Consider the following 19870-nt stretch of genomic DNA (forward strand, 5'->3'; position numbering starts at 1 on the left):
GCCGCGGAGGAGCAAGAATGACCGGCGCGATCGTGCTGCCGTCCACGGCGCCCGCACTGTTCGAGGCAACCGCCGCGGCGGTGCCGGACCGGCCGGCGGCGGCGATGGGTGACACCACACTGACCTACGCCGAGCTGAACGCGGAGGCCAACGTCCTCGCGCGTCGGCTCGTCGAGCACGGGGTCGGCCCGGAACGGCTCGTCGCAACGGTGATGCCGCGGTCGATCGAGTTCGTCATCGCGATCCTGGCCGTGCACAAGGCCGGTGCCGCGTACGTGCCTGTCAGCCCGGACTATCCGGAGGAACGCAGGCGGCAGATGCTGGACGACGCGTCAGCGCATTGCGTGCTGTCCCTGCCGGGGCAGGATGTGGCCGGCGCTCGCGTCGCCATGACCGTGGAACGGGAGCCATCCCGGTCCGAGCCGAACCTGGACGACCACGACCGGCTCAGCCCCTTGCTTCCCGACCACCCCGCGTATGTCATCTACACCTCGGGCTCGACCGGGCGACCGAAAGGCGTGCTGGTCACGCACCGCGGGATCCCGAACCTGGCTGCCGACTACGCGCGCCGCCAGCGGCTGCTGCCGGAAAGCAGGTTGCTGGCGTTCGCGTCACCCAGCTTCGACGCCTCCGTCGCCGAGTTCTGGCCGATCTGGCTGGCCGGTGGCTGCCTGGTGCTGGCTCCCGCGTCGGACCTGATCCCGGGCGAACCGCTCGCCCGGCTGGTGCGCGACCAGAGCATCACCCACGTCACCTTGCCGCCGTCCGCGCTGGCGCCGCTGGAGGAGGCCGGCGGCCTGCCCGCAGGGCTGACCCTCCTGGTCGCGGGCGAGGCGTGCCCGGCACCGGTCGCCAAACGCTGGGCCACCGACCGCGTGATGATCAACGCGTACGGCCCGACCGAGGCCACCGTCGCGGTGACCGCGAGCGAGCCACTGACCGGCGATGGAACGCCGCCGATCGGCAGGCCGATCACTGGCGTCCGTACGTACGTTCTGGATGACCGGCTACGGGCCGTCCCGGACGGGGACGTGGGCGAGCTGTACATGACCGGCCCCGGCCTCGCCCGCGGATACCTGTACCGACCGGCGGCGACCGCGCAGCGGTTCCTGCCGGATCCGTTCGGCAGTCCGGGCGACCGCATGTACCGCACCGGCGACCGGGTGCGGGCGCGTTCGGACGGCCAGCTCGTCTTCGTCGGCCGCGCCGACGACCAGCTGAAGGTCCGTGGCCACCGGATCGAGCCGGGCGAGGTCGAGACCGCCCTGTTCGAAGTGGACGGGGTGGCCCAGGCCGTGGTGATCGAGCACGAGAACAGGCTGGTCGCCTACGTGGTCGGCACCGCGGGCGCGCCGGTGGCAGCCGAGCACCTCCTGGCACAGCTGCGCAAACGGTTGCCCTCCTACCTGGTACCCGACGTGGTCGTCGACCTGCCGCGTCTGCCGACATCACCGAACGGCAAGGTCGACCGAGCCGCCCTGCCCGATCCCGAGGGCGCCCAGCGCGCGACATCGGGGCGAGCGCCGAGCACACCCACGGAGATCCTCCTGGCCAGGCTGTTCGCCGAAGTGCTCGGCGTCAGCAGCATCGGCGTCGAGGACAGTTTCTTCGAGGTCGGCGGCCACTCGCTGCTCGCGACTCGGCTGGTGGCCAGCATCCGCGAAAGCCTGAACGTCCGGCTTCGGGTGCAGACCTTCTTCAATGCGCCGACCGTGGCACAACTCGCCAAGGTGCTCGACGGCGCACCGACGTGACCGGGAGACCATCCATGCGTACGACGAAAACCGTCGATGAGGCTGACCTCGGCAACCCCGATCTGTACACGACGCTCGACCGGCACGCCCGCTGGCGCGCGCTCGCGGCGGAAGACGCGATGGTGTGGAGTGATCCGGGCAGTTCACCCACCGGCTTCTGGTCCGTGTTCTCGCACCGGGCATGTTCCGCGGTCCTCGCGCCCTCCGCGCCGTTCACCTCCGAGTACGGAATGATGATTGGGTTCGACCGCGACCATCCGGACACATCGGGCGGCCGGATGATGGTGGTCTCCGAACAGGAGCAACACCGCAGGTTGCGCAGGCTGGTCGGACCGCTGCTCTCCAGAGCGGCTGCGCAGGGGCTGGCGGAGCGAGTGCGGACCGAGGTGGGCAGCGTGCTCGACCAGGCGCTCGACGACGGGGTGTGCGACGTGGCCCCGGCGATCGGCTCACGCATTCCGGCCGCGGTCGTGTGCGACATCCTCGGCGTACCGGCCGAGGACCAGGACTTGCTCATCGAGCTGACCAATCACGCGTTCGGCGGCGCGGACGAATCGTTCGACGGGATGACGCCGCGTCAGGCACACACCGAGATCCTCGTCTACTTCTACGAGCTGATCGCCGCGCGCCGCGAGCGCCCCGGCACCGACCTCGTCAGTACGCTGGTGGCCGACGACAGCCTCACCATCGACGACGTGCTGCTCAACTGCGACAACGTACTGATCGGGGGCAACGAGACCACCCGGCACGCGATCACCGGTGCGGTGCACGCGCTCGCCACGGTGCCCGGCCTGCTGACCGACCTGCGCGACGGGAGCGCGGACGTCGACACCGTCGTGGAGGAGGTGCTGCGCTGGACCTCGCCGGCGATGCACGTGCTCCGGGTGACGACCGGCGAGGTCACGATCAACGGCCGTCACCTGCCGCCCGGCACGCCGGTGGTCGCGTGGCTGCCCGCCGCGAACAGGGATCCCGCCGAGTTCGACGACCCCGACGCGTTCCGCCCCGGGCGCAAGCCCAATCGGCACATCACGTTCGGCCATGGGGTGCACCACTGCCTCGGTTCCGCACTCGCCCGGATTGAGCTGTCGGTCGTGTTGCGCGCGCTGGCCGAGCGAGTGTCACAGGTGGAACTGGTGAAGGAGCCCACCTGGTTGCGCGCGATCGCCGTGCAGGGGTACCGGGAGCTCCCGGTGCGGTTCACGGGGCGTTGACCCGGGAGCCGATTCGCCGGATCGTTCCGTGCGAAGTGCTCGCGCAGGCGTAGGCCCGCCTTCTCGGCCTTGGCGACCTGCTCGTCGATGCCGAGAAGGGCTGTCCCGTCATCCCTGGCGGGCGCGGCGAATGGCTCGATCCGCTGCCACAGTTCATCCGACACCGTCCACGGCGACGTTCCCACGACCATGCCCACGGCCAACTCAGGTCAGCCGCCGTCGCCTCAGCCCACTGCCGCAATTTCACGGATATCGATCAGCAGTAGTGCTTGGTATTCGGGGGCACGAACGGCGTTTGTCCAACCGGTATCCATGACGCCGGTGCCCGGGAGACGTCAAGCTGACACCGTTGATGCGAAATTGACTTGCAGTCATGCTGTGAATAGGCATCTATTCCTTTGATGGAGGAAGTCTTGAGCGCTGTTCAGGATTTTGAGATCGAGTATGTGGAAATGTATGTCGGGAATCTTGAGGAGGCCGCTTTCGGCTGGGTGGACAAGTACGCTTTCGCCGTCGCCGGTACGAGCCGCTCGGCCGACCACCGGAGCGTCACGCTGTCTCAGGGGCCGATAAAGCTGGTCCTCACCGAGCCGACGTCGGATCGTCATCCGGCGACGGCCTACCTCCAGACCCATGGAGACGGTGTGGCCGATATCGCGCTGCGTACGCCGGACGCGGCCGCCGCTTTCGAGGCTGCCGTGCGGGGCGGGGCGGTCGCTGTCCGAGAGCCGGCGCGGCGCAACGAATCGGAGCCGTACGGACCGGGCGTCACGGCAGCCGTCGTCGGTTTCGGCGATGTGGTGCACACCCTGGTCCAGAGTGACGAAACCACCGCCCCGCCGGAGGCGAGCGGCCATCGCGGGGGAGACGCGGACCTGCTCGAGATCGATCACTTCGCGGTCTGCCTGAGCGGGGGTGACCTCGGCCCCACGGTGCAGTTCTACGAGCGGGCACTGGGGTTCCGGCAGATTTTCGAGGAGCACATCGTGGTCGGTGCCCAGGCGATGAACTCCATCGTCGTGCAGAGTGCGTCGGGAGCGGTCACCCTCACGCTGATCGAGCCCGATGGGAGTGCTGACCCGGGCCAGATCGACGACTTCCTCAAGGAGCACCACGGGGCCGGCGTCCAGCACATCGCATTCACCAGCGACGACGCGGTCCGCTCGGTCCAGGCGCTGTCCCGGAGCGGGGTGGAGTTCCTGAAGACGCCGGCGGCCTACTACGACATGCTCGGTGAACGGATCGCGCTGGAGACGCACAAGCTGGATGATCTGCGGGCGACGAACGTGCTCGCCGACGAGGATCACGCCGGCCAGATGTTCCAGATCTTTACCGCCTCCACTCATCCTCGGCGGACGATCTTCTTCGAGATCATCGAGAGGCAGGGGGCGCAGACCTTCGGCAGCTCCAACATCAAGGCCCTGTACGAGGCCGTGGAGCTGGAACGGACCGGGCAGAGCCAGCCTGGCGCCATCCGACGATGACGTACCTTCGCCTGGCAGAGTTCGAACGTGCCGCCCGAGAAGCCCTGCCCGGCCAGATCTGGGACTTTCTCGCAGGGGGCAGCGGCACCGAGGCATCTCTGGCGGCCAACCGCACCGCGCTCGAGCGGATCTTCGTGGTGCCCCGGATGCTGCGTGACCTGACCGACAGCAGCACAGGGGCCGAAGTCCTCGGCCACCACGCCGCATTGCCGATGGCGGTCGCGCCGATCGCGTACCAGCGGTTGTTCCATCCCGAGGGCGAGCTCGCGGCGGCTCGCGCGGCTCGGGACGCCGGCGTGCCGTACACCATCTGCACCATGAGCAGCCTTCCGCTGGAGGAGATCGCGGCCGTCGGTGGCCGGCCGTGGTTCCAGCTGTACTGGCTGCGTGACCAGAAACGATCTCTGGAGTTGGTGCGCAGGGCGGAGGACTCCGGCTGCGAGGCGATCGTGTTCACCGTCGATGTGCCGTGGATGGGGCGGCGGTTGCGTGACATGCGCAACGGCTTCGCGCTGCCGGAGTGGGTGACGCCTGCCAACTTCGAAGCATCCGCGGCCGCGCACCGCCGTACCCGAGGGGTTTCGGCCGTGGCCGACCACACCGCGCGCGAGTTCGCCCCCGCCAACTGGGACTCCGTGGCGGCGGTGTGCGCGCGTACGAACCTGCCGGTGGTGCTCAAAGGGATTCTCGCTGTCGAGGACGCCCGCCGTGCCGTCGAGACCGGTGTCAGCGGCATCGTGGTGTCCAACCACGGAGGCCGTCAGCTGGACGGTGCCGTGCCCGGAATCGAGGTGCTGGGCGAGATCGCCGCAGCGGTCGCCGACGGCTGTCAGGTGCTGCTGGACGGGGGAATCCGGAGTGGCGGAGACATCCTCAAGGCGATCGCGCTTGGCGCGTCTGCCGTGCTGGTCGGACGGCCCGTGATGTGGGGGCTGGCCACGGCGGGCCAGGACGGCGCTCAAGAGGTGCTCGAACTGCTCGCCGTCGAACTCCGGGACGCGATGGGCCTGGCGGGCTGCGAGTCGGTGCACGCGGCCGGTCGGCTGAGCACGAGGGAGCTCCGGTATGGCTGATGCTCCGCGGGAGGGGTCCGGCGGCGACAGCGCCCTCCGGCCACGACGGCGAAAGGTGGTGCTGCCGGCGTTCGGCATGTGATGCCCCGGGAAGGTCCGCCCCCGCTGTCACGAGGCGGTCAAGCTGCGTTCATGGTGTCCGTTCATACCCGCGAAAGGTGAGATCGATGACCGCGTCACAGATAAGGCCGGTGTTCCGTAGCAAGCTCAGGACTTGGGGCTGGATGTACCGATGACTACCACTATCGCGCCGGCTGTGGACCCTTCCGTCCTCACCGGACTCACCGAGATCACCAGGTTCGCGGGTGTCGGGACCGCGGTGTCCGACACGTCCTACTCTCAATCCGAGCTGCTCGAAATCCTCGACATCGAGGATCCCAGGGTCCGATCGGTCTTCCTGAACAGCGCGATTGACCGGCGCTTTCTCACGCTTCCGCAGGAGGGCCCCGGTGGAGTGCGTGTAGTGGAACCCCAGGGTGATCTCCTGGACAAACACAAGAAGATCGCCGTTGACATGGGGTGCCGGGCGCTAGAGGCCTGCCTGAAGTCGGCGGGAGCGGCACTTTCGGACCTGCGTCACCTGTGCTGCGTCACCTCGACCGGCTACCTGACTCCCGGCCTGAGCGCATTGATCATCCGTGAACTCGGCATAGACCCGCATTGCAGCCGTTCGGACATTGTGGGCATGGGATGCAACGCGGGTCTGAACGCGCTCAACATGGTCGCGGGCTGGTCCGCGGCGCACCCGGGTGAGCTCGGCGTCGTCCTGTGCAGCGAGGCATGCTCCGCTGCGTACGCTCTGGACGGCACGATGCGGACCGCGGTCGTCAACAGCCTGTTCGGCGACGGATCCGCCGCCCTCGCCGTCGTCTCCGGTGATGGGCGGGTGCCCGGTCCACGCGTGCTGAAGTCCGCGAGCTACATCATCACCGACGCGATCGAGGCGATGCGCTACGAATGGGACCGGGACCAGGACCGGTTCAGCTTCTTCCTCGATCCGCAGATTCCCTACGTGGTCGGTGCACACGCTGAGATCGTCGTCGACAGGCTGCTGTCCGGTACGGGGCTGCGCCGCAGCGACATCAGCCATTGGCTGGTGCACTCCGGCGGCAAGAAGGTGATCGACGCCGTCGTGGTCAATCTCGGCCTGAGCCGGCATGACGTCCGGCATACCACCGGCGTGCTCCGCGATTACGGAAATCTCTCCAGCGGCTCCTTCCTCTTCTCCTACGAGCGACTCGTCGAAGAGGACGTCGCTCGGCCTGGCGACTACGGAGTGCTGATGACCATGGGGCCCGGCTCCTCGATCGAAATGGTGTTGATCCAGTGGTGATGCGTGGGGAAACGGATGGCGAACTGATGCTGCACCTGGACGGCACTCGGCCGCTGTCGGCCGCGTCGGTCGAGGAGATGGACGACCTCTGCGACCGCGCCGAGGACCATCGGGAATCCGGCCCGGTCACCGTCCACGTCACGGGTGTCCCACCAGTCGGCTGGTGGACGGAGCTGACAGTCGGCGTGGTCTCCAAATGGGAACGGGTGGTGCGCCGGTTCGAACGGCTCGGCCGGCTCACGGTCGTGGTGGCGTCGGGCGACTGCGCCGGAACGGCGCTGGACGTCCTCCTCGCCGCCGACGTCCGGATCGTCGCTCCTGGCACCCGGTTGCTGCCCTCCTGGGCAGGCGGTGCCACCTGGCCGGGGATGACCGTGCACCGGCTCACCCATCAGGCCGGTACGGCAGGCATCCGGCGGGCCGTGCTGCTCGGGGTCCCGATCGAGGCGGACCGTGCGCTCGCGCTCAACCTGGTCGACGAGGTGACCGAGGACCCGGCGACGTCACTGGCCTGCCTGGCCGAGGCGGCCGGTGCCGTGGACGGCACGGAGTTGGCGATCCGCAGGCAGCTGATTCTCGAAGCCGGCTCGACGACCTTCGAGGACGCGCTCGGCAGGCACCTCGCTGCCTGCGACCGCACCCTGCGCCGAACGGGACCGTCCGCATGACGATCGCGAGCAGACTTCCGAGCGGTCTCGCCGCCGCCGGGGAGGCGCTGCACAAGGCGGCCGAGCGGGTCGACGACCTGCTCGCCGTCCTGCCCGAGCCCACTCGACGGACCCCCGGCCAGCGGGCCGAGGCCGCCGCCGCCCAGGACGAGGTGCGCCGATTGCGCGAGCGGTTCCTGGCCGACCACGTCGAGGAGGTGTACGCCCGGCTCACCGGCGGCCGGAGCCTGCGGATCGAAGCCCTGGTCACGGAGGCCGCCGAGGTCTTCCCCGGCCTGGTCCCGACGGAGGCACAGCTCGCGGACGAGCGGTCGCGGGTCCAGGCGGACAAGGAAGGCCGAGAGATCGACCAGGGCATCTTCCTGCGGGCGGTGCTCGGCTCGCCCGTCACGGGCCCGCAGTTGGTCGACGCGATGCTCCGACCGACCGCGCGGGCGCTCGCACTGCTCCCGGAGTTTCGGCGGACCGGCCTCCTGGAGACCGAGTCCGTTCGGCTGGAGCGGCGCGACGGCGTGGCTCATCTGACGATGTGCCGCGGCGACCGCCTCAACGCCGAGGACGAGCAACAGGTCGAGGACATGGAGACCGCGGTCGACCTGACCCTGCTGGACGAGGACGTCAAGGTCGGGTTCGTGCGCGGCGGCGAGATGAGTCATCCGCGCTACCGGGGCAGGCGCGTGTTCAGTGCCGGAATCAACCTCAAGTACCTGTCGTCGGGCGACATCCCGCTCGTCGGGTTCCTGCTCCGCCGTGAGCTCGGCTACATCAACAAGATCGTTCGCGGGCTCCGCTCGGACGACGGTGACTGGCGGCCGCCGTATGCTGCCAAGCCGTGGGCGGCAGCCGTCGACGCGTTCGCGATCGGCGGCGGCACCCAGTTGCTGCTCGTCTTCGACCATGTGCTGGCCGCGTCCGACGCCTTCCTCAGCCTGCCCGCCGCCAAGGAGGGCATCATCCCGGGTGTCGCGAACTTCCGCCTCACCCGGTCGGTCGGCCCGCGCGTTGCCCGGCAGGTGATCCTCGGCGGCCGACGGCTGTGGGCGAGCGAGCCGGACGCCCGTCTGATCGTCGACGAGGTCGCCGAACCTGCCGACCTGGACGCTGCGATCGAACGGGCCTTGGAACGGCTGGGCGGGGAAGCGGTGCTCGCCAACCGTCGGATGCTGAATCTGTCCGAAGAGCCGCCCGAGGAGTTCCGCCGCTACATGGCGGAGTTCGCGCTCCAGCAAGCGCTGCGACTGTACGGCGCCGACGTCATCGACAAGGTGGGCCGGTTCGCCGCGAGGCGGACATGAACCGCATCCGGCCCAACTGTGGGGCATCCGCTCCCTGCCGCACATGCAGCAGCCGTCCACTCCGCGCACAGCCGCCCTCGACCTGATGTGGCGTGCGGCCAGGGCGCGAACGCCGACTGATCCCTGTCTGATCCCTGTCTGATCCGTCACTGACGACAGCCTTTGGCCCCCGACTCAAGGAGAGCTCATTTCCCATGCAGGACCATACGTCTTTGGCCGCGAGCGATCGCAACCTTGAACTGGCGCTCGACGTGCTTCCCGCGCTGGCGGTCATCCTGCTGGCGGCGGCCGTGTTCGGCAGGCTCGCGGCCATGCTCGGACAGCCGCGGGTGCTCGGCGAGATCTTGGCCGGCATCCTGCTGGGCCCGACCCTGTTCGGCTGGCTGGCGCCCGGTCTTCAGGCGGATGTCTTCCCGGCGGAGGCGCGGTCGGTGCTGTACGTCCTGAGCACCATCGGGCTGACGCTCTACATGTTCCTCGTCGGCGCCGGTCTCGACCACGGCCGCCAGGAGTCCGGTCGCAAGCACCACCCGGCGGTCCTTGCCGCCTCGGGGTTCCTGCCCTCCCTCGTCCTCGGCGGTCTCGTCGGCCTGCTGATGTGGGACGACGTCGCGCGCGGGGATGTCGGCCGGTGGGAGTTCGCCCTCTTCGTAGGCGGTGCGCTGTCCCTCACAGCGCTCCCCATGCTGGCCCGCATGCTGTACGAGCGGGGTCTGCAGAACTCCCGCCTGGGGCGGCTGTCCCTGGTTGCCGCGTCGATCGACGACGCGGGGGCCTGGTGCTTCCTGGCCGTGCTGACGGCCGTGCACACCGGTTCCGGGGCCGCGGGCGCTCTGCCCATGATCGGTTACAGCATCCTGTTCACCGCCGTGATGCTGCTCGGAGTGTCCCGACTGCTGCGGCCGCTGGCGCGGCACGTCGGCCGGCAGGGCACGCTGAGCCCCGGCGTGATGTACGTCGTCGTCATCGTCCCGATCGTCTGCGGATACCTCACCGACCTGATCGGGATCTACGCGGTCTTCGGCGGCTTCATCGCCGGCCTGGCCATGCCCCGTGACCCGCAGTTCCGCCAAGCGCTGCACAGCCGGATGATGGACACCGTCTCCACGCTACTGCTGCCCATCTTCTTCGCCCTGTCCGGCCTCACCACCGACCTGCAGGGCATCTCGGCCGACACCCTGCTGTTCGGCGTCGCCGCGCTCCTGGCGGGATTCGCGGGCAAGTACTTCGGCAGCGCCCTGGCCATGAAGACACTTCGCTTCAGTTGGCGCGAGGCCTTCGCTGTGGGAGGACTGATGAACGCCCGCGGCATGATGATCCTCATCTTCATCAACATCGGCTTGGCGCAGGGTCTGATCACCAAGCCGGTCTTCTCCGTTCTCGTCGTGGTCGCCGTTGTCACGAGCGCCACGGCCCTGCCGCTGTACCGCCGGGCGCTCCCGGAACACCTGGAGATGCAACTCGGCAGCGGAGTGCCCACTCCGGCGCCGGCACCACGCCCCCTCGCGACGACCGACATGCACTGATCTGCAAGCACCCGCCGGAGGCCCAGACCCGTGGTCGGGCCGAGGACATCCCGGTGGACCCACCTCGTGCACTGCGCACCACGGTGGCCACCGAGAAGGGGCTGCCGGCGGTGTACGTGGCGCATCCGGGTCCGTGAGGGGGATACGCAGGGGCGACTTCCGGACGGACTCGCGGGACGCCGGTGCGACGAAGCTCGCCAAGGCCGTCGCCGCCGGGCGCAGCGAGCGGGTGCCGGTGCTCGGTGGCTTCAACGGCACCGTGGATGACCGGGTCGACGGCCTCACCTCGCGGCTGCGCCCGGTCCTGGACGTGGCCGGGGACGGGTTCGGCTTCAGCCGGCCGGCGAGGTGGCGCGGATCGACCAAACCCTGGTCCGCGGCGTGGAGCCGCCGGCCGGTGGTGGCCAGAATCAGATGGGTAGCCGCCGGGCGGTGACATATCGTCGGCATATCGAGAAACGCATACGCCCGGGCAACACACCACTACATTGACTGGCGGCATGTCCATCAACCCCTCCAGCGAACTCATGCGGACTGCAGCCGGGAATCCGGTCGTCAGGCCGATCAGCGACGCCGAGCATGTGGCGTTCGTGCAGGCCCAGCGGTCGGTCAGCTTTCTGCAGACCCCGGCGTGGGGCCGCGTCAAGACCGAGTGGCGCAGCGAGTCCCTCGGCTGGTTCCTGGGTCGGCGCCTGGTTGGTGCCGGGCTCGTACTGCACCGCCCGGTGCCGCGGCTCGACCGCTACACGCTGGCGTATCTGCCCGAGGGCCCGGTCATCGACTGGAGTGGCGAGATCGGTGCCTGGCTCGATCCGCTGGCGACCCATCTCAAGGCCCAGGGCGCGTTCGCGATCCGGCTCGGCCCGCCGGTGCGCACAGACGCCTGGAGCGCCGCCCAGGTCAAGGAGGGCATCGCCGACCCGGGCTGCAAGCGGCTCACCGACATCTCCGGCCACTGGTCCGACCCGGTCGGTGCCCGCGTGGGCAGCAAGCTCCGGGAGGCCGGCTGGCTGTCGCAGAGCCCGGAGGACGGGTTCGGGGTCGGGCATCCACAGTTCAAGTACGAGATCCCGATGGCAGGCAGGACCGAGGACGAGCTGCTCAAGGGCATGAACCAGCAGTGGCGCCGCAACATCAAGAAGGCGGCCAAGGAGGGCGTCGAGGTCACGGTCAGCGACAGGGGCGCGGAAGACCTCAAGGCGTTTCACGACCTCTACGTCCACACCGCCGAGCGCGACCACTTCACACCCCGGCCGCTGCGATACTTCGAGACCATGTTCGCGGCGCTGAGTGCCGAGGACCCCGAGCGGATCAAGCTCTATATGGCCCGCCACCAGGGCGACTTGGCCGCCGCCACTGTCCTGGTCCGCGTCGGCGCCCACGCTGTGTACGCCTATGGCGCCTCCTCCACCGCGAAGCGCGACGTGCGTGGTTCCAACGCCTGCCAGTGGGCGATGATCCGCGACTCGCTCGCGGCCGGATGCGACGTCTACGACCTGCGCGGCATCACCCCCACCCTCGACGCCGACGACCCGCACGTCGGCCTTGTCCAGTTCAAAGTCGGCACCGGCGGCCAGGCGATGCGGTACGTCGGCGAGTGGGACCTGCCGCTGCGGCCGATGGTTTACCGGGCCTTCGGCCTCTATATGAGGCGGCGCGGACGCTGAACCGCACAGCCGGCTAAGCGTCGGGTGCGCAGGGGGTAGCCGGTCAGGGGCTCAGGCGCCGGAGAGGATCTCCTTCGACAGCGGGGTCGGTCGTAAGGGGCCCTGGCTCGTCGCCGATGAGTGTGAGGGTGCCGGTGTGGCCCGACCGGCGCAGGGTCTCGGCGGCAGTCAGTCCGGCCTCCGAGGCACCGACGATCACGCCTCGATCGGGTGCGGCAGTCACGACGACTCCCCGAGCCGGATCGCTGCCCCGGGGCACATCGTGGCCGACTCGCGTACGGCGTCGTGGAGGCGAGCGGTGGAACTCGGTTGATTGATTGCTGTCGGCGTCCGGAGGTGAGCCGGCCGTCGAAGGCGTTGAGCGCGGCCTTCCAGCGTATGGTCCAGCACCTTGCGCGTCAGCTCCGTCAGCAGGCCACCGTCGCCGGTCAGCTTCACTCCGCCGGCCTCGGCCCGGGCCACCAGCTCGATAACCGGACCGTCATCGACGGCATCCACGGCGGTCTCCCGGCCTCGGCATCACTCATCACGTCAGCCATCAACTGTCGCGTTCAGCTCGGGAGTTACACCGGTCGCCGTACAGACACGGTGCTGGAAGCCGACGCCATACAGCACGACACGCGCGACGGCGGAGCCCCGTACCCGACAGCGGCATCAGTCTGTGGGCTCACTCCTCGACGGGCCCATGGCCGGTCACGTTCTGCGGCTCCACGCGTCGACCGCGGCGGCGGCCCAGGCCCTGACGCGTTCCGTGAACTCTTCGGCGGGGAACGTCCCGTCGACAGCGACATCTTCGATCGTCACTGAGAAACGGGGCGGCGGCGCGTCCCGTTGCGGCAGTGCTGGCACCGACATTACACATTCAAGCTCAGCAGCTCAGTAGCTCGGCTTCCGAATCGGTCGCGTCGATATCCCCCTGGCTGCGCCAGAATTCCTCACGCTCATTTCCGTCAGGGAGCCGACGTTCGGCCTTCGTGATGGCGACCACACCGAGGAACGCTCCTACGGCTCGGCTCGGCTCGGCTCGGTTCGGACCGGCGGCTTCGGCTTGCGCACGGCATCGTCCGGTGCCTGGACCCAGATGAGGGGAGTTTTCCGACTCCGCCAGCACCGCCCACTCATTTCCACAGAGGAGGCGGTGACAGCGGGAAGGCCAATAGCGTCTGAACGCTCAGCAGAACTGCAGCCTGGGGAATTGCGAGGCCGCTATTCAGCCACGATTGATCATCGTCAGCGACACAACCAGCCATTGACATGTGCGAACAAGAGCGGGGCCATCCGGATTCGACAGTGCTGCATATGATCGAACTGCACGCTTTCAAGAGGTGAGGAGTTCAAACGTTCATGACCGGTGAGCGAGTTTTTCTCGTGACTGGAGGGGGGACGGGCATCGGTGCTGCGACGGCACGGTTGTTACGGGCCGACGGACACCATGTCGTGATCGCCGGCAGGAGACCGCAGCTGTTGCACCAGGTCGCTGCCGAGACCGGAGCGCTGGCCCACCCTGCAGACGTCGCGGATCCCGAGGCCGTCTGCGAACTCGTCGAGACGACGGTGAAGGCCTACGGGAGACTCGACGGTGTCGTACTCAACGCCGGAATCGGGCGGGGCGGCGCGGTCGGCGACACCGAGGTCGAGGATTGGGAAGAGCTGATACGGACCAACCTCACTGGCCCGTTCCTGTTGCTGCGTGCCGCGCTGCCGCACCTGCTGAAGACCCGCGGTGCGGTGGTAGCGGTCGCCTCGGTTGCCGCGCTTCGTAACAGCGTTGGCAACGCCGCCTATGCGACGTCCAAGGCGGCCTTGCTCCACATGTGCCGCTCCCTCGCCGTCGACTACGGGCCGCAGGGGCTGCGGGCCAACGCGGTGTGTCCGGGCTGGGTGCGTACGGAGATGGCCGATGGCCGGATGGCGCGGTTCGCGGCGGAGGAGGAGCTGGCGGGCGGTGTCGAGGAGGCTTATGCGGAGGCGAGCCGGCTGACTCCCGCCCGTCGGCCGGGCGATCCGGCGGAGGTCGCCGCGGCGATCGACTGGCTGCTGTCACCCGCCGCGTCCTACGTCAACGGCTCCGTCCTCACGGTCGATGGCGGGGCGACCGCGGTCGGCGTCGGCGGTGCCGCCTTCGACTACCGAATCGAGGCGCGTCCCCCGCGCCCGTAACGGACTGGGGCCAGGCCGCTTCCCCAGGGGCCCGGCTCGAGGTGACTCAGGATCCATGGCAGGGTCAGGGCCCCAGCAAGAGGCCTGACGCGCCCGTGGCAGAGCCGGCTCTACCGCTCGGTCCAGGGTGGCAACAGCGGCTTGACGCGTGCCCCACGAACGGCCGAAACACCCACATCGATCACGTCCAACAACCAAGATCTCGTGACGAGTTCCTACTTCCTGGTGGACGTATCCGCATGGATCACGAACTTCCGGGTGGGAGGCGAGACGTAAGCTCGCGCCATGTCGAGGAGGAAGGACTTCTCGCTGTCGAGGTCGCCTTTGTCGAAGTTGACGAGACTGTCGGCGGACTGCTCTTGGGGCATGTCTGCGAGCTTGGCGTTGCGTGCCCCCGCCATCACGCACGCGAGTACCGTCGCATCGACTTTGGAGTGAGCGACATCCATACGCGCGACATGCCGGCGCGCGCGAGCCCACGCACCTTCGGCCACATAGTCGTTGAGGACGAGGATGGCATCGCGAGTCTCGATGATCTTGCGGTAGGCCAGCAGCTGCCAAGTTGCCTGCGGCCACATGATCTCGAGCAGGCGGTGGCGAGGTTTGAGGAACGCGACGTCTGGCGTGGCCTGTACCAAGTCGTGCCACAGCGGCCACAGGCGCCAGATGGTGCAGATCTCCGTGACGGCGCCCCGCACAGCCCACAGTGTGGGTGCCAATAGAGCGATCGCCCGTAACAGCCCGTGAAAGCCCATGACATACGGGAGGTATGGCATCAGCCGTTCGGAGTGGAACAGCAGGCTGATGAGCTGGCAGAGCCAGTACAGGAAAGAGAGCGCTGTGCCGATTCCGAACATCCCTAAGCTTGCTTTCAGGACGGGGTCCGACGTGCGCCTGCTGTACTGGCGGCACAGGGAGGTACAGGAGAAGTCCGCGATCAGATGGACCATGACCAGGATGAGCCAATAGGCGGTGGAAGGGTCCGGTGCACCGTGACCCGTGGCGGTGTGTCCCTGGTGCGGTGGAGCCAAGGCATCCGTGATGAGCAGGGACACCATGGCCAGGATCGTCACAGAGCACACGCGCAGAAGTGATCGGCCGCCGACGGTGGCTGAGACGAAGTACAGCACTGCCCCCGACGAAAGCACTCCGATCAGGTTCCGCGCCAGGACAATGGAATGTCCCTCTACAGTGGCCTGGAGTGCGAGTTGGGTCGCGGCGGGGAGCGTGAGAGTGATGGCAACCGTAGCGGTGGCCACGGCCAACCACAGCCCGCGCTGCTCAGGGGTCCGTAGAGCGGTAGAGCCACGTAGTGCCAGAGCCAGCCAGAGGCAACTCACGCAGAAGTAGTTGAACCAGCTCAGCACAGCGGAGGGTCCAGCGCTCATCCGCGGCGCGCGCGCCCCAGCGCGACCTCCAGCCGGCCCAGCACGCCGTGCGGAGCTTTGGTGGCGGACTGCGAAGCTCGGATGCGCAGCAGGCTGGCGAGCATCTCCGCCTCCCGTTCCTGACGGCTGGTGTAGTTGGTGCGGCCGAGTAGCCGTTGCACCAACTGCGGGCTTAGATTGGGCAGAAGCGCTTGAGACGCCTCGCCGTAGCCGAAGTCTATGCCGCGGTGGTCAAACAGCATGTGCCCGATCTCATGCAGCAGGATGTGTTCTCTGTGCACTCGGCTGGTGCGCTGCTCGCAGAAGATGTGGTCGTCGGTCTCGGTGGCGAGCCACATACCGCAGATATTGTTTCTGACAGCCTCTTGAGGCAGCGGATGCAGATGTAACGGCCGTCCCCGCTGGACGGACAGCTCCTGGCACAGAGCATCGATGGTGAAGGGGTGTGGCACATTGAGTTGCTCTAGGACCGACTGGCAACGCTGGTGCAATTGAGCGTATTCATTCGGCATGGTTCTCCCAATAGCCTGCGTGGGGGTTCCCTATGACCTTGGTCAAGGGGTGAGTGGGGGTTGGTGGTTTGTTGTCGGTAGAAGGTTCCGTGGCGGAGCACGGCGAAGAGGACGTCTGCTCGGCGTCGGGCGAGGCAGAGGAGGGCTTGGGTGTGGTGCTTTCCCTGGGCGATCTCCTTGTCGTAGTAGGTGCGGGAGGCCGGGTCTTGCCAGGGTGATGAATGCGGAGAGGGAGAAGGCGCGTTTGAGCTGCTTGTTTCCTCTCCTGGAGGGCTGTTCGCCCCGAATTGACGACCCGGAGCTGCGGGTTGTGCGGGCGAGGCCCGCGTAGGCGGCGAGATGGGCCGCGGACGGGAACGCGGTGCCGTATCCGGCGTCGATGAGGATGCGGGCTCCTGCCCTGATGCCGATGTCGGGCATGGACATCGGGACCTTCGAAAGAGGGGGCCTTCAGCAGTTCCTGGATCCGGTGGGCCAGGAGTGTGCGCTGGTCAAGTACCGCCTGGAGTGAGCCGATGAGGCCGGAGACGATCAATGCGGCCGAGTCCGTGCCGGGAACGACGACGGTCTGTTCGTCGAGCGCGGTGAAGATGTCGCTGATCGACGCGTCTTTCGCGTCGGTCTCGGCCTCGCCGGGATGGAGGTCGGCGATCCGCCGCATCGTCAGGCCGGGCAGATGGGCGACATGCCGGTCAAGGTCGCGGGCGATGGTCGGTGGCAGGGCTCCGATGGAGGCGACCTGGTCGATGATGACCAGGACGGTGCCGTGTTCGGCCTGCAGTTTGACGAAGACTTCGCGGAGTTCGGGTTCGCTGTCGGGCGGGCGCTTGTGGAGGGGCTTCTTGCCGGTGGGGGTGAGTGCGGTGGCGTGGTGTTCGCCCTTGCCGACGTCCAGGCCGAGGTCGACGTCGATGCTGCTGGCATCGATCACGTCGGGCATCCTTCGGTGCTGTTCACCCGGTCCTGCCACGGCACTGATCGCCACATCCACATTACGAAGAGCCTCCCGGCCTGCGAAAAAGGCCGGTATTCATGCCAACTCCGAAGGCCGGTAACCCCGTTGCGGGTCTACGAAAACGGCGATGGGGGAGGTCGGCCGCTTCCGGGATGCGTGCGCTCCGGAGCGCCAGTGGCAGAAAAACGGACCCGGCCCATCTGGATGTTCCAACAGGAACGTTTCCTCAGCCATGGGATCCGGCTGCGGAAGAATTCGGGTCACTCTTCGCCGAGAGGTTTTGCAGTTTGCGAGCCTCGTCGACCATCGTGAGCAGGGCGTCCAGACTGGCGGGCGAGAGCCTCTCGGCGCGTAACGCCAGACTGCGGATCTTGGTGTCGCGCAGTGCGGTGGCCGGCGTTAGTTGGGCATTGACCCGTTCCGACACTTCGTCGTTGTGGAAATATTCGAGTGGTACACCGAATAACCGAGCGAGAGTGTCCAGCTGTTCCAGTGTGAAGTAGCGCTTCTTTTCGGTGGCTAATTCCCAGAGATGGGTAGCGGAGATGGTGACTCCGGTCGTCTCGCGGATCTCCTTGGCGAGCCGCGCGTAACCGGGACGGGTGCGTTCGTCGGAATAGAGCGCATCGATCAGCTTGTTGAGGGGCTGCTCGAGTTGCAGGAGCAGCGGACGGTCTTCCTCGCTGCGGGCCGATCCGTTACTGCGCATCTCTCGCCCTTCCTAGCCGAGGTCTCCCAACGAAGGCAGGAGCCAACCCGGCGTCTGCCAAACGAGGGAGAGTCTAGCCCGGCTAACAACGGTTAACACAATGAGGTGGCTGGGCCTTGGTGGCCGTGTCCGCGTCAGGAGTTGGGCGTTGGCGGTGCATGGGGACTTCGCCGTGGATTGCGTCGAATGACCTGTGGGAGCGGATCGAGCCGCGCTCCTGCCGCGCAAGGAGCGTCGGTTCCGGCTCCCGGGCCGGAAGCCGCTGCCTGACCGGAAGGTGCTGTGCGGCATCCTCTTCGTGCTCCACACGGGCATCGACGCCATCCCGCCGGTCAGAGGCGGGGTCGGTCACCCACGACGCAAGCCCGACTCGCTCTTCGCCGACCGCGGATGCGACCACGACATCTACCGCGACCAGGTCCGCCAACGCCGGATCGTGCCGGCCATCGCCGGCCACGGCACCGGACTGGGCACCTACCGCTGGGTCGTGGAACGCACCTTCGCCTGGCTCCACGGCTTCAAACGCCTCCGCATCCGCTGGGAACGCCGAGCCGACATCCACGAAGCCTTCCTCAAGCTCGCCTGCTGCCTGATCACCCGCCGACAGATCAACTCATTGTGTTAGCCGTTGTAATGAGGCGCTGCTCCAGAGAAATTACTCTGGCGCTTTGGTCACTTCCCGACGGTGTGCGCAGATGCCGTGGCATTGCGGCGGGCGGATGTCAGAGCCAGTAGGCAGCAGGCTGACAGGACGGCCAGGAGCGCCTGGTAGACGGCCACCGGCCATAGTGAGCCATGTCCTGCCGTGACCAGGGTTTGGGCCAGGACCGGAGCCGTACCCCCGAACACCACACCGGCCAGCTGTTGGGCCAAGGAGATCGCGGTGTAGCGAACCCGGACTGGGAAGGCATCGGTGAGCAGGGCGGCGATCACCGCGTAGACGATGGCGCTGGCGGACTCCAACGCGCACACCCCCAGCGTGATCTGGACCAGCGAACCACTGCCTAAAGAAAGGACAGTGAGGGGAACGGCGAGCAGGTACAGAGCCAGGCCAAGGGCGCAGATGCGTGCGGCCCCCAAGCGTTGGGCGGCTATCGCAGCCAGGGGTTGGACCAGGAACCGGGCGACCGCCGCGAGTAGCACCACGCTCAGCACCTTCTCCCGGGGAAAGCCGATGTGCGCGGTCGCCCAGGACAGCACGAAGGTGCCGGCTAGATACGTCCCGGCAACTGGGACGGCGCAGGCACCGACGCACACCGCAATCCTCGGGAAGTGGCGTTGCACGGCGTCGCGCACTGGGGCAGAGGCCACCTTGCCCTGCGCCGACAGTCGCTCGAACTCCGGGGATTCGGGCACCGCCAGTCGTATGGCCAGGCCGACGGCCATGAGGGGGATGGAGAGCAGGAAAGGCACCCGCCAGCCCCAGGTCAGGAACTCGCCGTCGCCCAGCTGCGAGAACGGAAGGTAGACGGCGCTGGTCAGGATGGAGGCCAGCGGTGTGCCCTGTTGCACCATGGCCGTCAGGATGACCCGACGCCCCTGTGGCGCGTGTTCGCCGGCCAGCAGTACCGCGCCGCCCCACTCGCCACCCACTGCGACTCCTTGAATGAGCCGCAGGACGCACAGCAGCACGGGAGCGATGACTCCCGCCTCCTCGTAACGAGGCAGTAGTCCGATGCCTGCGGTAGCTGCTCCCATCAGCCCAAGTGTCGTGAGCAGACTGCGTTTTCGTCCGAGCCGGTCCCCGAAGTGACCGAATAGAACAGCGCCGATCGGGCGCCCCAGAAAGCCAACCCAGAAGGTGGCGAACGATGCGAGCAGACCGGTGGATTGCTGCACGTCGGGAAAGAACAACTCTGGGAAGACCAGGCTGGATGCGGTGGAGTAGACGAAGAAGTCGTACCACTCGACCGTGGTTCCCATCAGGCCGGCGAGTCCTGCCTTGTAGGCAGGGGACAGCCGGGGGCGTCTAGTAGGTGCGCGCGAGGGCAGGCGCATCGTGCTCCAAGAGATCACTGCAGTGGGCGGACTATGAACTCGTAGCGAGATGTTGGTTGTTGGGCCTGGTTGGGCGTGACCGATGTGGTTGCTTCGGCTGTTCGTGGTGTGTGAGTACTCGGCCGTGGACCGTG

16 protein-coding genes and 4 pseudogenes are annotated in these 19870 nt (G+C 67.6%); 12 read left to right on the forward strand and 8 right to left on the reverse strand.

Annotated elements, in window-relative coordinates:
- The first annotated feature begins 17 nt into the window (after positions 1 to 17).
- The 10 genes and pseudogenes from OHA98_RS39565 (at position 18) to OHA98_RS39610 (ending at position 12014) form a co-directional block, all read left to right on the forward strand.
- Entirely contained in the window at positions 18 to 1754 is a 1737-nt protein-coding gene (locus OHA98_RS39565; RefSeq protein WP_266933002.1) for an amino acid adenylation domain-containing protein, read from the forward strand.
- A 14-nt stretch (positions 1755 to 1768) separates the two neighbouring features.
- A complete protein-coding gene (locus OHA98_RS39570; RefSeq protein ID WP_266933003.1) occupies positions 1769 to 2968 on the forward strand; it encodes a cytochrome P450 in 1200 nt (399 codons plus the stop codon).
- 401 nt (positions 2969 to 3369) lie between these two features.
- The gene (gene hppD, locus OHA98_RS39575) at positions 3370 to 4452 is read left to right on the forward strand and encodes a 4-hydroxyphenylpyruvate dioxygenase (protein ID WP_266933042.1); all 1083 of its coding nucleotides are present in this window, start codon (positions 3370 to 3372) and stop codon (positions 4450 to 4452) included.
- Entirely contained in the window at positions 4449 to 5525 is a 1077-nt protein-coding gene (locus OHA98_RS39580; RefSeq protein WP_266933004.1) for an alpha-hydroxy acid oxidase, read from the forward strand. The genes hppD and OHA98_RS39580 overlap by 4 nt, the downstream gene beginning before the upstream one ends.
- 232 nt (positions 5526 to 5757) lie before the next feature.
- A complete protein-coding gene (gene dpgA, locus OHA98_RS39585; protein ID WP_266933043.1) occupies positions 5758 to 6858 on the forward strand; it encodes a 3,5-dihydroxyphenylacetyl-CoA synthase DpgA in 1101 nt (366 codons plus the stop codon).
- Complete coding sequence (gene dpgB, locus OHA98_RS39590; RefSeq protein WP_266933006.1) at positions 6858 to 7526, forward strand: enoyl-CoA-hydratase DpgB; 669 nt, start codon at positions 6858 to 6860, stop codon at positions 7524 to 7526. Before dpgA ends, dpgB begins: the two co-directional genes overlap by 1 nt.
- On the forward strand, positions 7523 to 8821 hold the full coding sequence (gene dpgC / locus OHA98_RS39595) for a (3,5-dihydroxyphenyl)acetyl-CoA 1,2-dioxygenase DpgC (protein ID WP_266933007.1): 1299 nt from the start codon (positions 7523 to 7525) through the stop codon (positions 8819 to 8821). The genes dpgB and dpgC overlap by 4 nt, the downstream gene beginning before the upstream one ends.
- Before the next feature lie 212 nt (positions 8822 to 9033).
- Positions 9034 to 10347, forward strand: coding sequence for a cation:proton antiporter (locus OHA98_RS39600; protein WP_266933009.1), 1314 nt, complete (start codon positions 9034 to 9036; stop codon positions 10345 to 10347).
- Between the two features lie 35 nt (positions 10348 to 10382).
- Positions 10383 to 10737, forward strand: a pseudogene (locus OHA98_RS39605) (hypothetical protein); the annotation flags it as partial.
- Positions 10738 to 10847: 110 nt separating this feature from the next.
- The gene (locus OHA98_RS39610) at positions 10848 to 12014 is read left to right on the forward strand and encodes a peptidoglycan bridge formation glycyltransferase FemA/FemB family protein (protein ID WP_266933011.1); all 1167 of its coding nucleotides are present in this window, start codon (positions 10848 to 10850) and stop codon (positions 12012 to 12014) included.
- A 54-nt stretch (positions 12015 to 12068) separates the two neighbouring features.
- Here the strand turns inward: OHA98_RS39610 and OHA98_RS39615 are convergent.
- The 3 genes and pseudogenes from OHA98_RS39615 to OHA98_RS39625 all read right to left on the reverse strand — a co-directional run.
- Positions 12069 to 12237, reverse strand: a pseudogene (locus tag OHA98_RS39615) (NAD(P)/FAD-dependent oxidoreductase); the annotation flags it as partial.
- Positions 12234 to 12512 carry a hypothetical protein gene (locus OHA98_RS39620; RefSeq protein WP_266933013.1) on the reverse strand — a complete coding sequence of 93 codons (279 nt, stop codon included), beginning with the start codon at positions 12510 to 12512 and terminating at the stop codon, positions 12234 to 12236. The pseudogene OHA98_RS39615 and the gene OHA98_RS39620, both read right to left, overlap by 4 nt.
- Positions 12513 to 12707: 195 nt before the next feature.
- Positions 12708 to 12869, reverse strand: coding sequence for a DUF5946 family protein (locus tag OHA98_RS39625; protein ID WP_266933015.1), 162 nt, complete (start codon positions 12867 to 12869; stop codon positions 12708 to 12710).
- A gap of 489 nt (positions 12870 to 13358) precedes the next feature.
- Between OHA98_RS39625 and OHA98_RS39630 the strand changes: the two genes are divergently transcribed.
- Entirely contained in the window at positions 13359 to 14174 is an 816-nt protein-coding gene (locus OHA98_RS39630) for an SDR family NAD(P)-dependent oxidoreductase (RefSeq protein ID WP_266933017.1), read from the forward strand.
- Between the two features lie 215 nt (positions 14175 to 14389).
- Here OHA98_RS39630 and OHA98_RS39635 read toward each other — a convergent pair whose 3' ends face one another.
- The 4 genes and pseudogenes from OHA98_RS39635 to OHA98_RS39650 form a co-directional block, all read right to left on the reverse strand.
- Positions 14390 to 15562, reverse strand: a complete 1173-nt coding sequence (locus OHA98_RS39635; protein ID WP_323179715.1) for an MAB_1171c family putative transporter — start codon at positions 15560 to 15562, stop codon at positions 14390 to 14392.
- Positions 15559 to 16074: a hypothetical protein gene (locus OHA98_RS39640; protein ID WP_266933020.1), complete on the reverse strand. Its 516-nt coding sequence runs from the start codon at positions 16072 to 16074 to the stop codon at positions 15559 to 15561. The genes OHA98_RS39635 and OHA98_RS39640 overlap by 4 nt, the downstream gene beginning before the upstream one ends.
- 77 nt (positions 16075 to 16151) lie before the next feature.
- Positions 16152 to 17014, reverse strand: a pseudogene (locus OHA98_RS39645) (transposase); the annotation flags it as partial.
- Between the two features lie 241 nt (positions 17015 to 17255).
- Positions 17256 to 17738 carry a hypothetical protein gene (locus OHA98_RS39650; protein ID WP_266933022.1) on the reverse strand — a complete coding sequence of 161 codons (483 nt, stop codon included), beginning with the start codon at positions 17736 to 17738 and terminating at the stop codon, positions 17256 to 17258.
- A gap of 313 nt (positions 17739 to 18051) precedes the next feature.
- Between OHA98_RS39650 and OHA98_RS39655 the strand changes: the two are divergent.
- Positions 18052 to 18363, forward strand: a pseudogene (locus OHA98_RS39655) (transposase); the annotation flags it as partial.
- Positions 18364 to 18410: 47 nt separating this feature from the next.
- Here the strand turns inward: OHA98_RS39655 and OHA98_RS39660 are convergent.
- Positions 18411 to 19661 (reverse strand): MFS transporter, encoded by a 1251-nt coding sequence (locus OHA98_RS39660; protein ID WP_266933023.1) that lies wholly within the window; start codon positions 19659 to 19661, stop codon positions 18411 to 18413.
- Positions 19662 to 19870: the final 209 nt, after the last annotated feature.

Origin of the sequence: Streptomyces sp. NBC_00654, assembly GCF_026341775.1 — a bacterium.
Classification (GTDB): domain Bacteria; phylum Actinomycetota; class Actinomycetes; order Streptomycetales; family Streptomycetaceae; genus Streptomyces.

Excerpts from the sequence above, each read along its gene's own strand:
- OHA98_RS39565 (WP_266933002.1), top strand. The coding sequence starts at position 18 with ATGACCGGCGCGATCGTGCTGCCGTCCACGGCGCCCGCACTGTTCGAG.
- OHA98_RS39570 (WP_266933003.1), top strand. The coding sequence starts at position 1,769 with ATGCGTACGACGAAAACCGTCGATGAGGCTGACCTCGGCAACCCCGAT.
- hppD (WP_266933042.1), top strand. The coding sequence starts at position 3,370 with ATGGAGGAAGTCTTGAGCGCTGTTCAGGATTTTGAGATCGAGTATGTG.
- OHA98_RS39580 (WP_266933004.1), top strand. The coding sequence starts at position 4,449 with ATGACGTACCTTCGCCTGGCAGAGTTCGAACGTGCCGCCCGAGAAGCC.
- dpgA (WP_266933043.1), top strand. The coding sequence starts at position 5,758 with ATGACTACCACTATCGCGCCGGCTGTGGACCCTTCCGTCCTCACCGGA.
- dpgB (WP_266933006.1), top strand. The coding sequence starts at position 6,858 with ATGCGTGGGGAAACGGATGGCGAACTGATGCTGCACCTGGACGGCACT.
- dpgC (WP_266933007.1), top strand. The coding sequence starts at position 7,523 with ATGACGATCGCGAGCAGACTTCCGAGCGGTCTCGCCGCCGCCGGGGAG.
- OHA98_RS39610 (WP_266933011.1), top strand. The coding sequence starts at position 10,848 with ATGTCCATCAACCCCTCCAGCGAACTCATGCGGACTGCAGCCGGGAAT.
- OHA98_RS39625 (WP_266933015.1), bottom strand. The coding sequence starts at position 12,869 with ATGTCGGTGCCAGCACTGCCGCAACGGGACGCGCCGCCGCCCCGTTTC.
- OHA98_RS39630 (WP_266933017.1), top strand. The coding sequence starts at position 13,359 with ATGACCGGTGAGCGAGTTTTTCTCGTGACTGGAGGGGGGACGGGCATC.
- OHA98_RS39635 (WP_323179715.1), bottom strand. The coding sequence starts at position 15,562 with ATGAGCGCTGGACCCTCCGCTGTGCTGAGCTGGTTCAACTACTTCTGC.
- OHA98_RS39640 (WP_266933020.1), bottom strand. The coding sequence starts at position 16,074 with ATGCCGAATGAATACGCTCAATTGCACCAGCGTTGCCAGTCGGTCCTA.
- OHA98_RS39650 (WP_266933022.1), bottom strand. The coding sequence starts at position 17,738 with ATGCGCAGTAACGGATCGGCCCGCAGCGAGGAAGACCGTCCGCTGCTC.
- OHA98_RS39660 (WP_266933023.1), bottom strand. The coding sequence starts at position 19,661 with ATGGGAACCACGGTCGAGTGGTACGACTTCTTCGTCTACTCCACCGCA.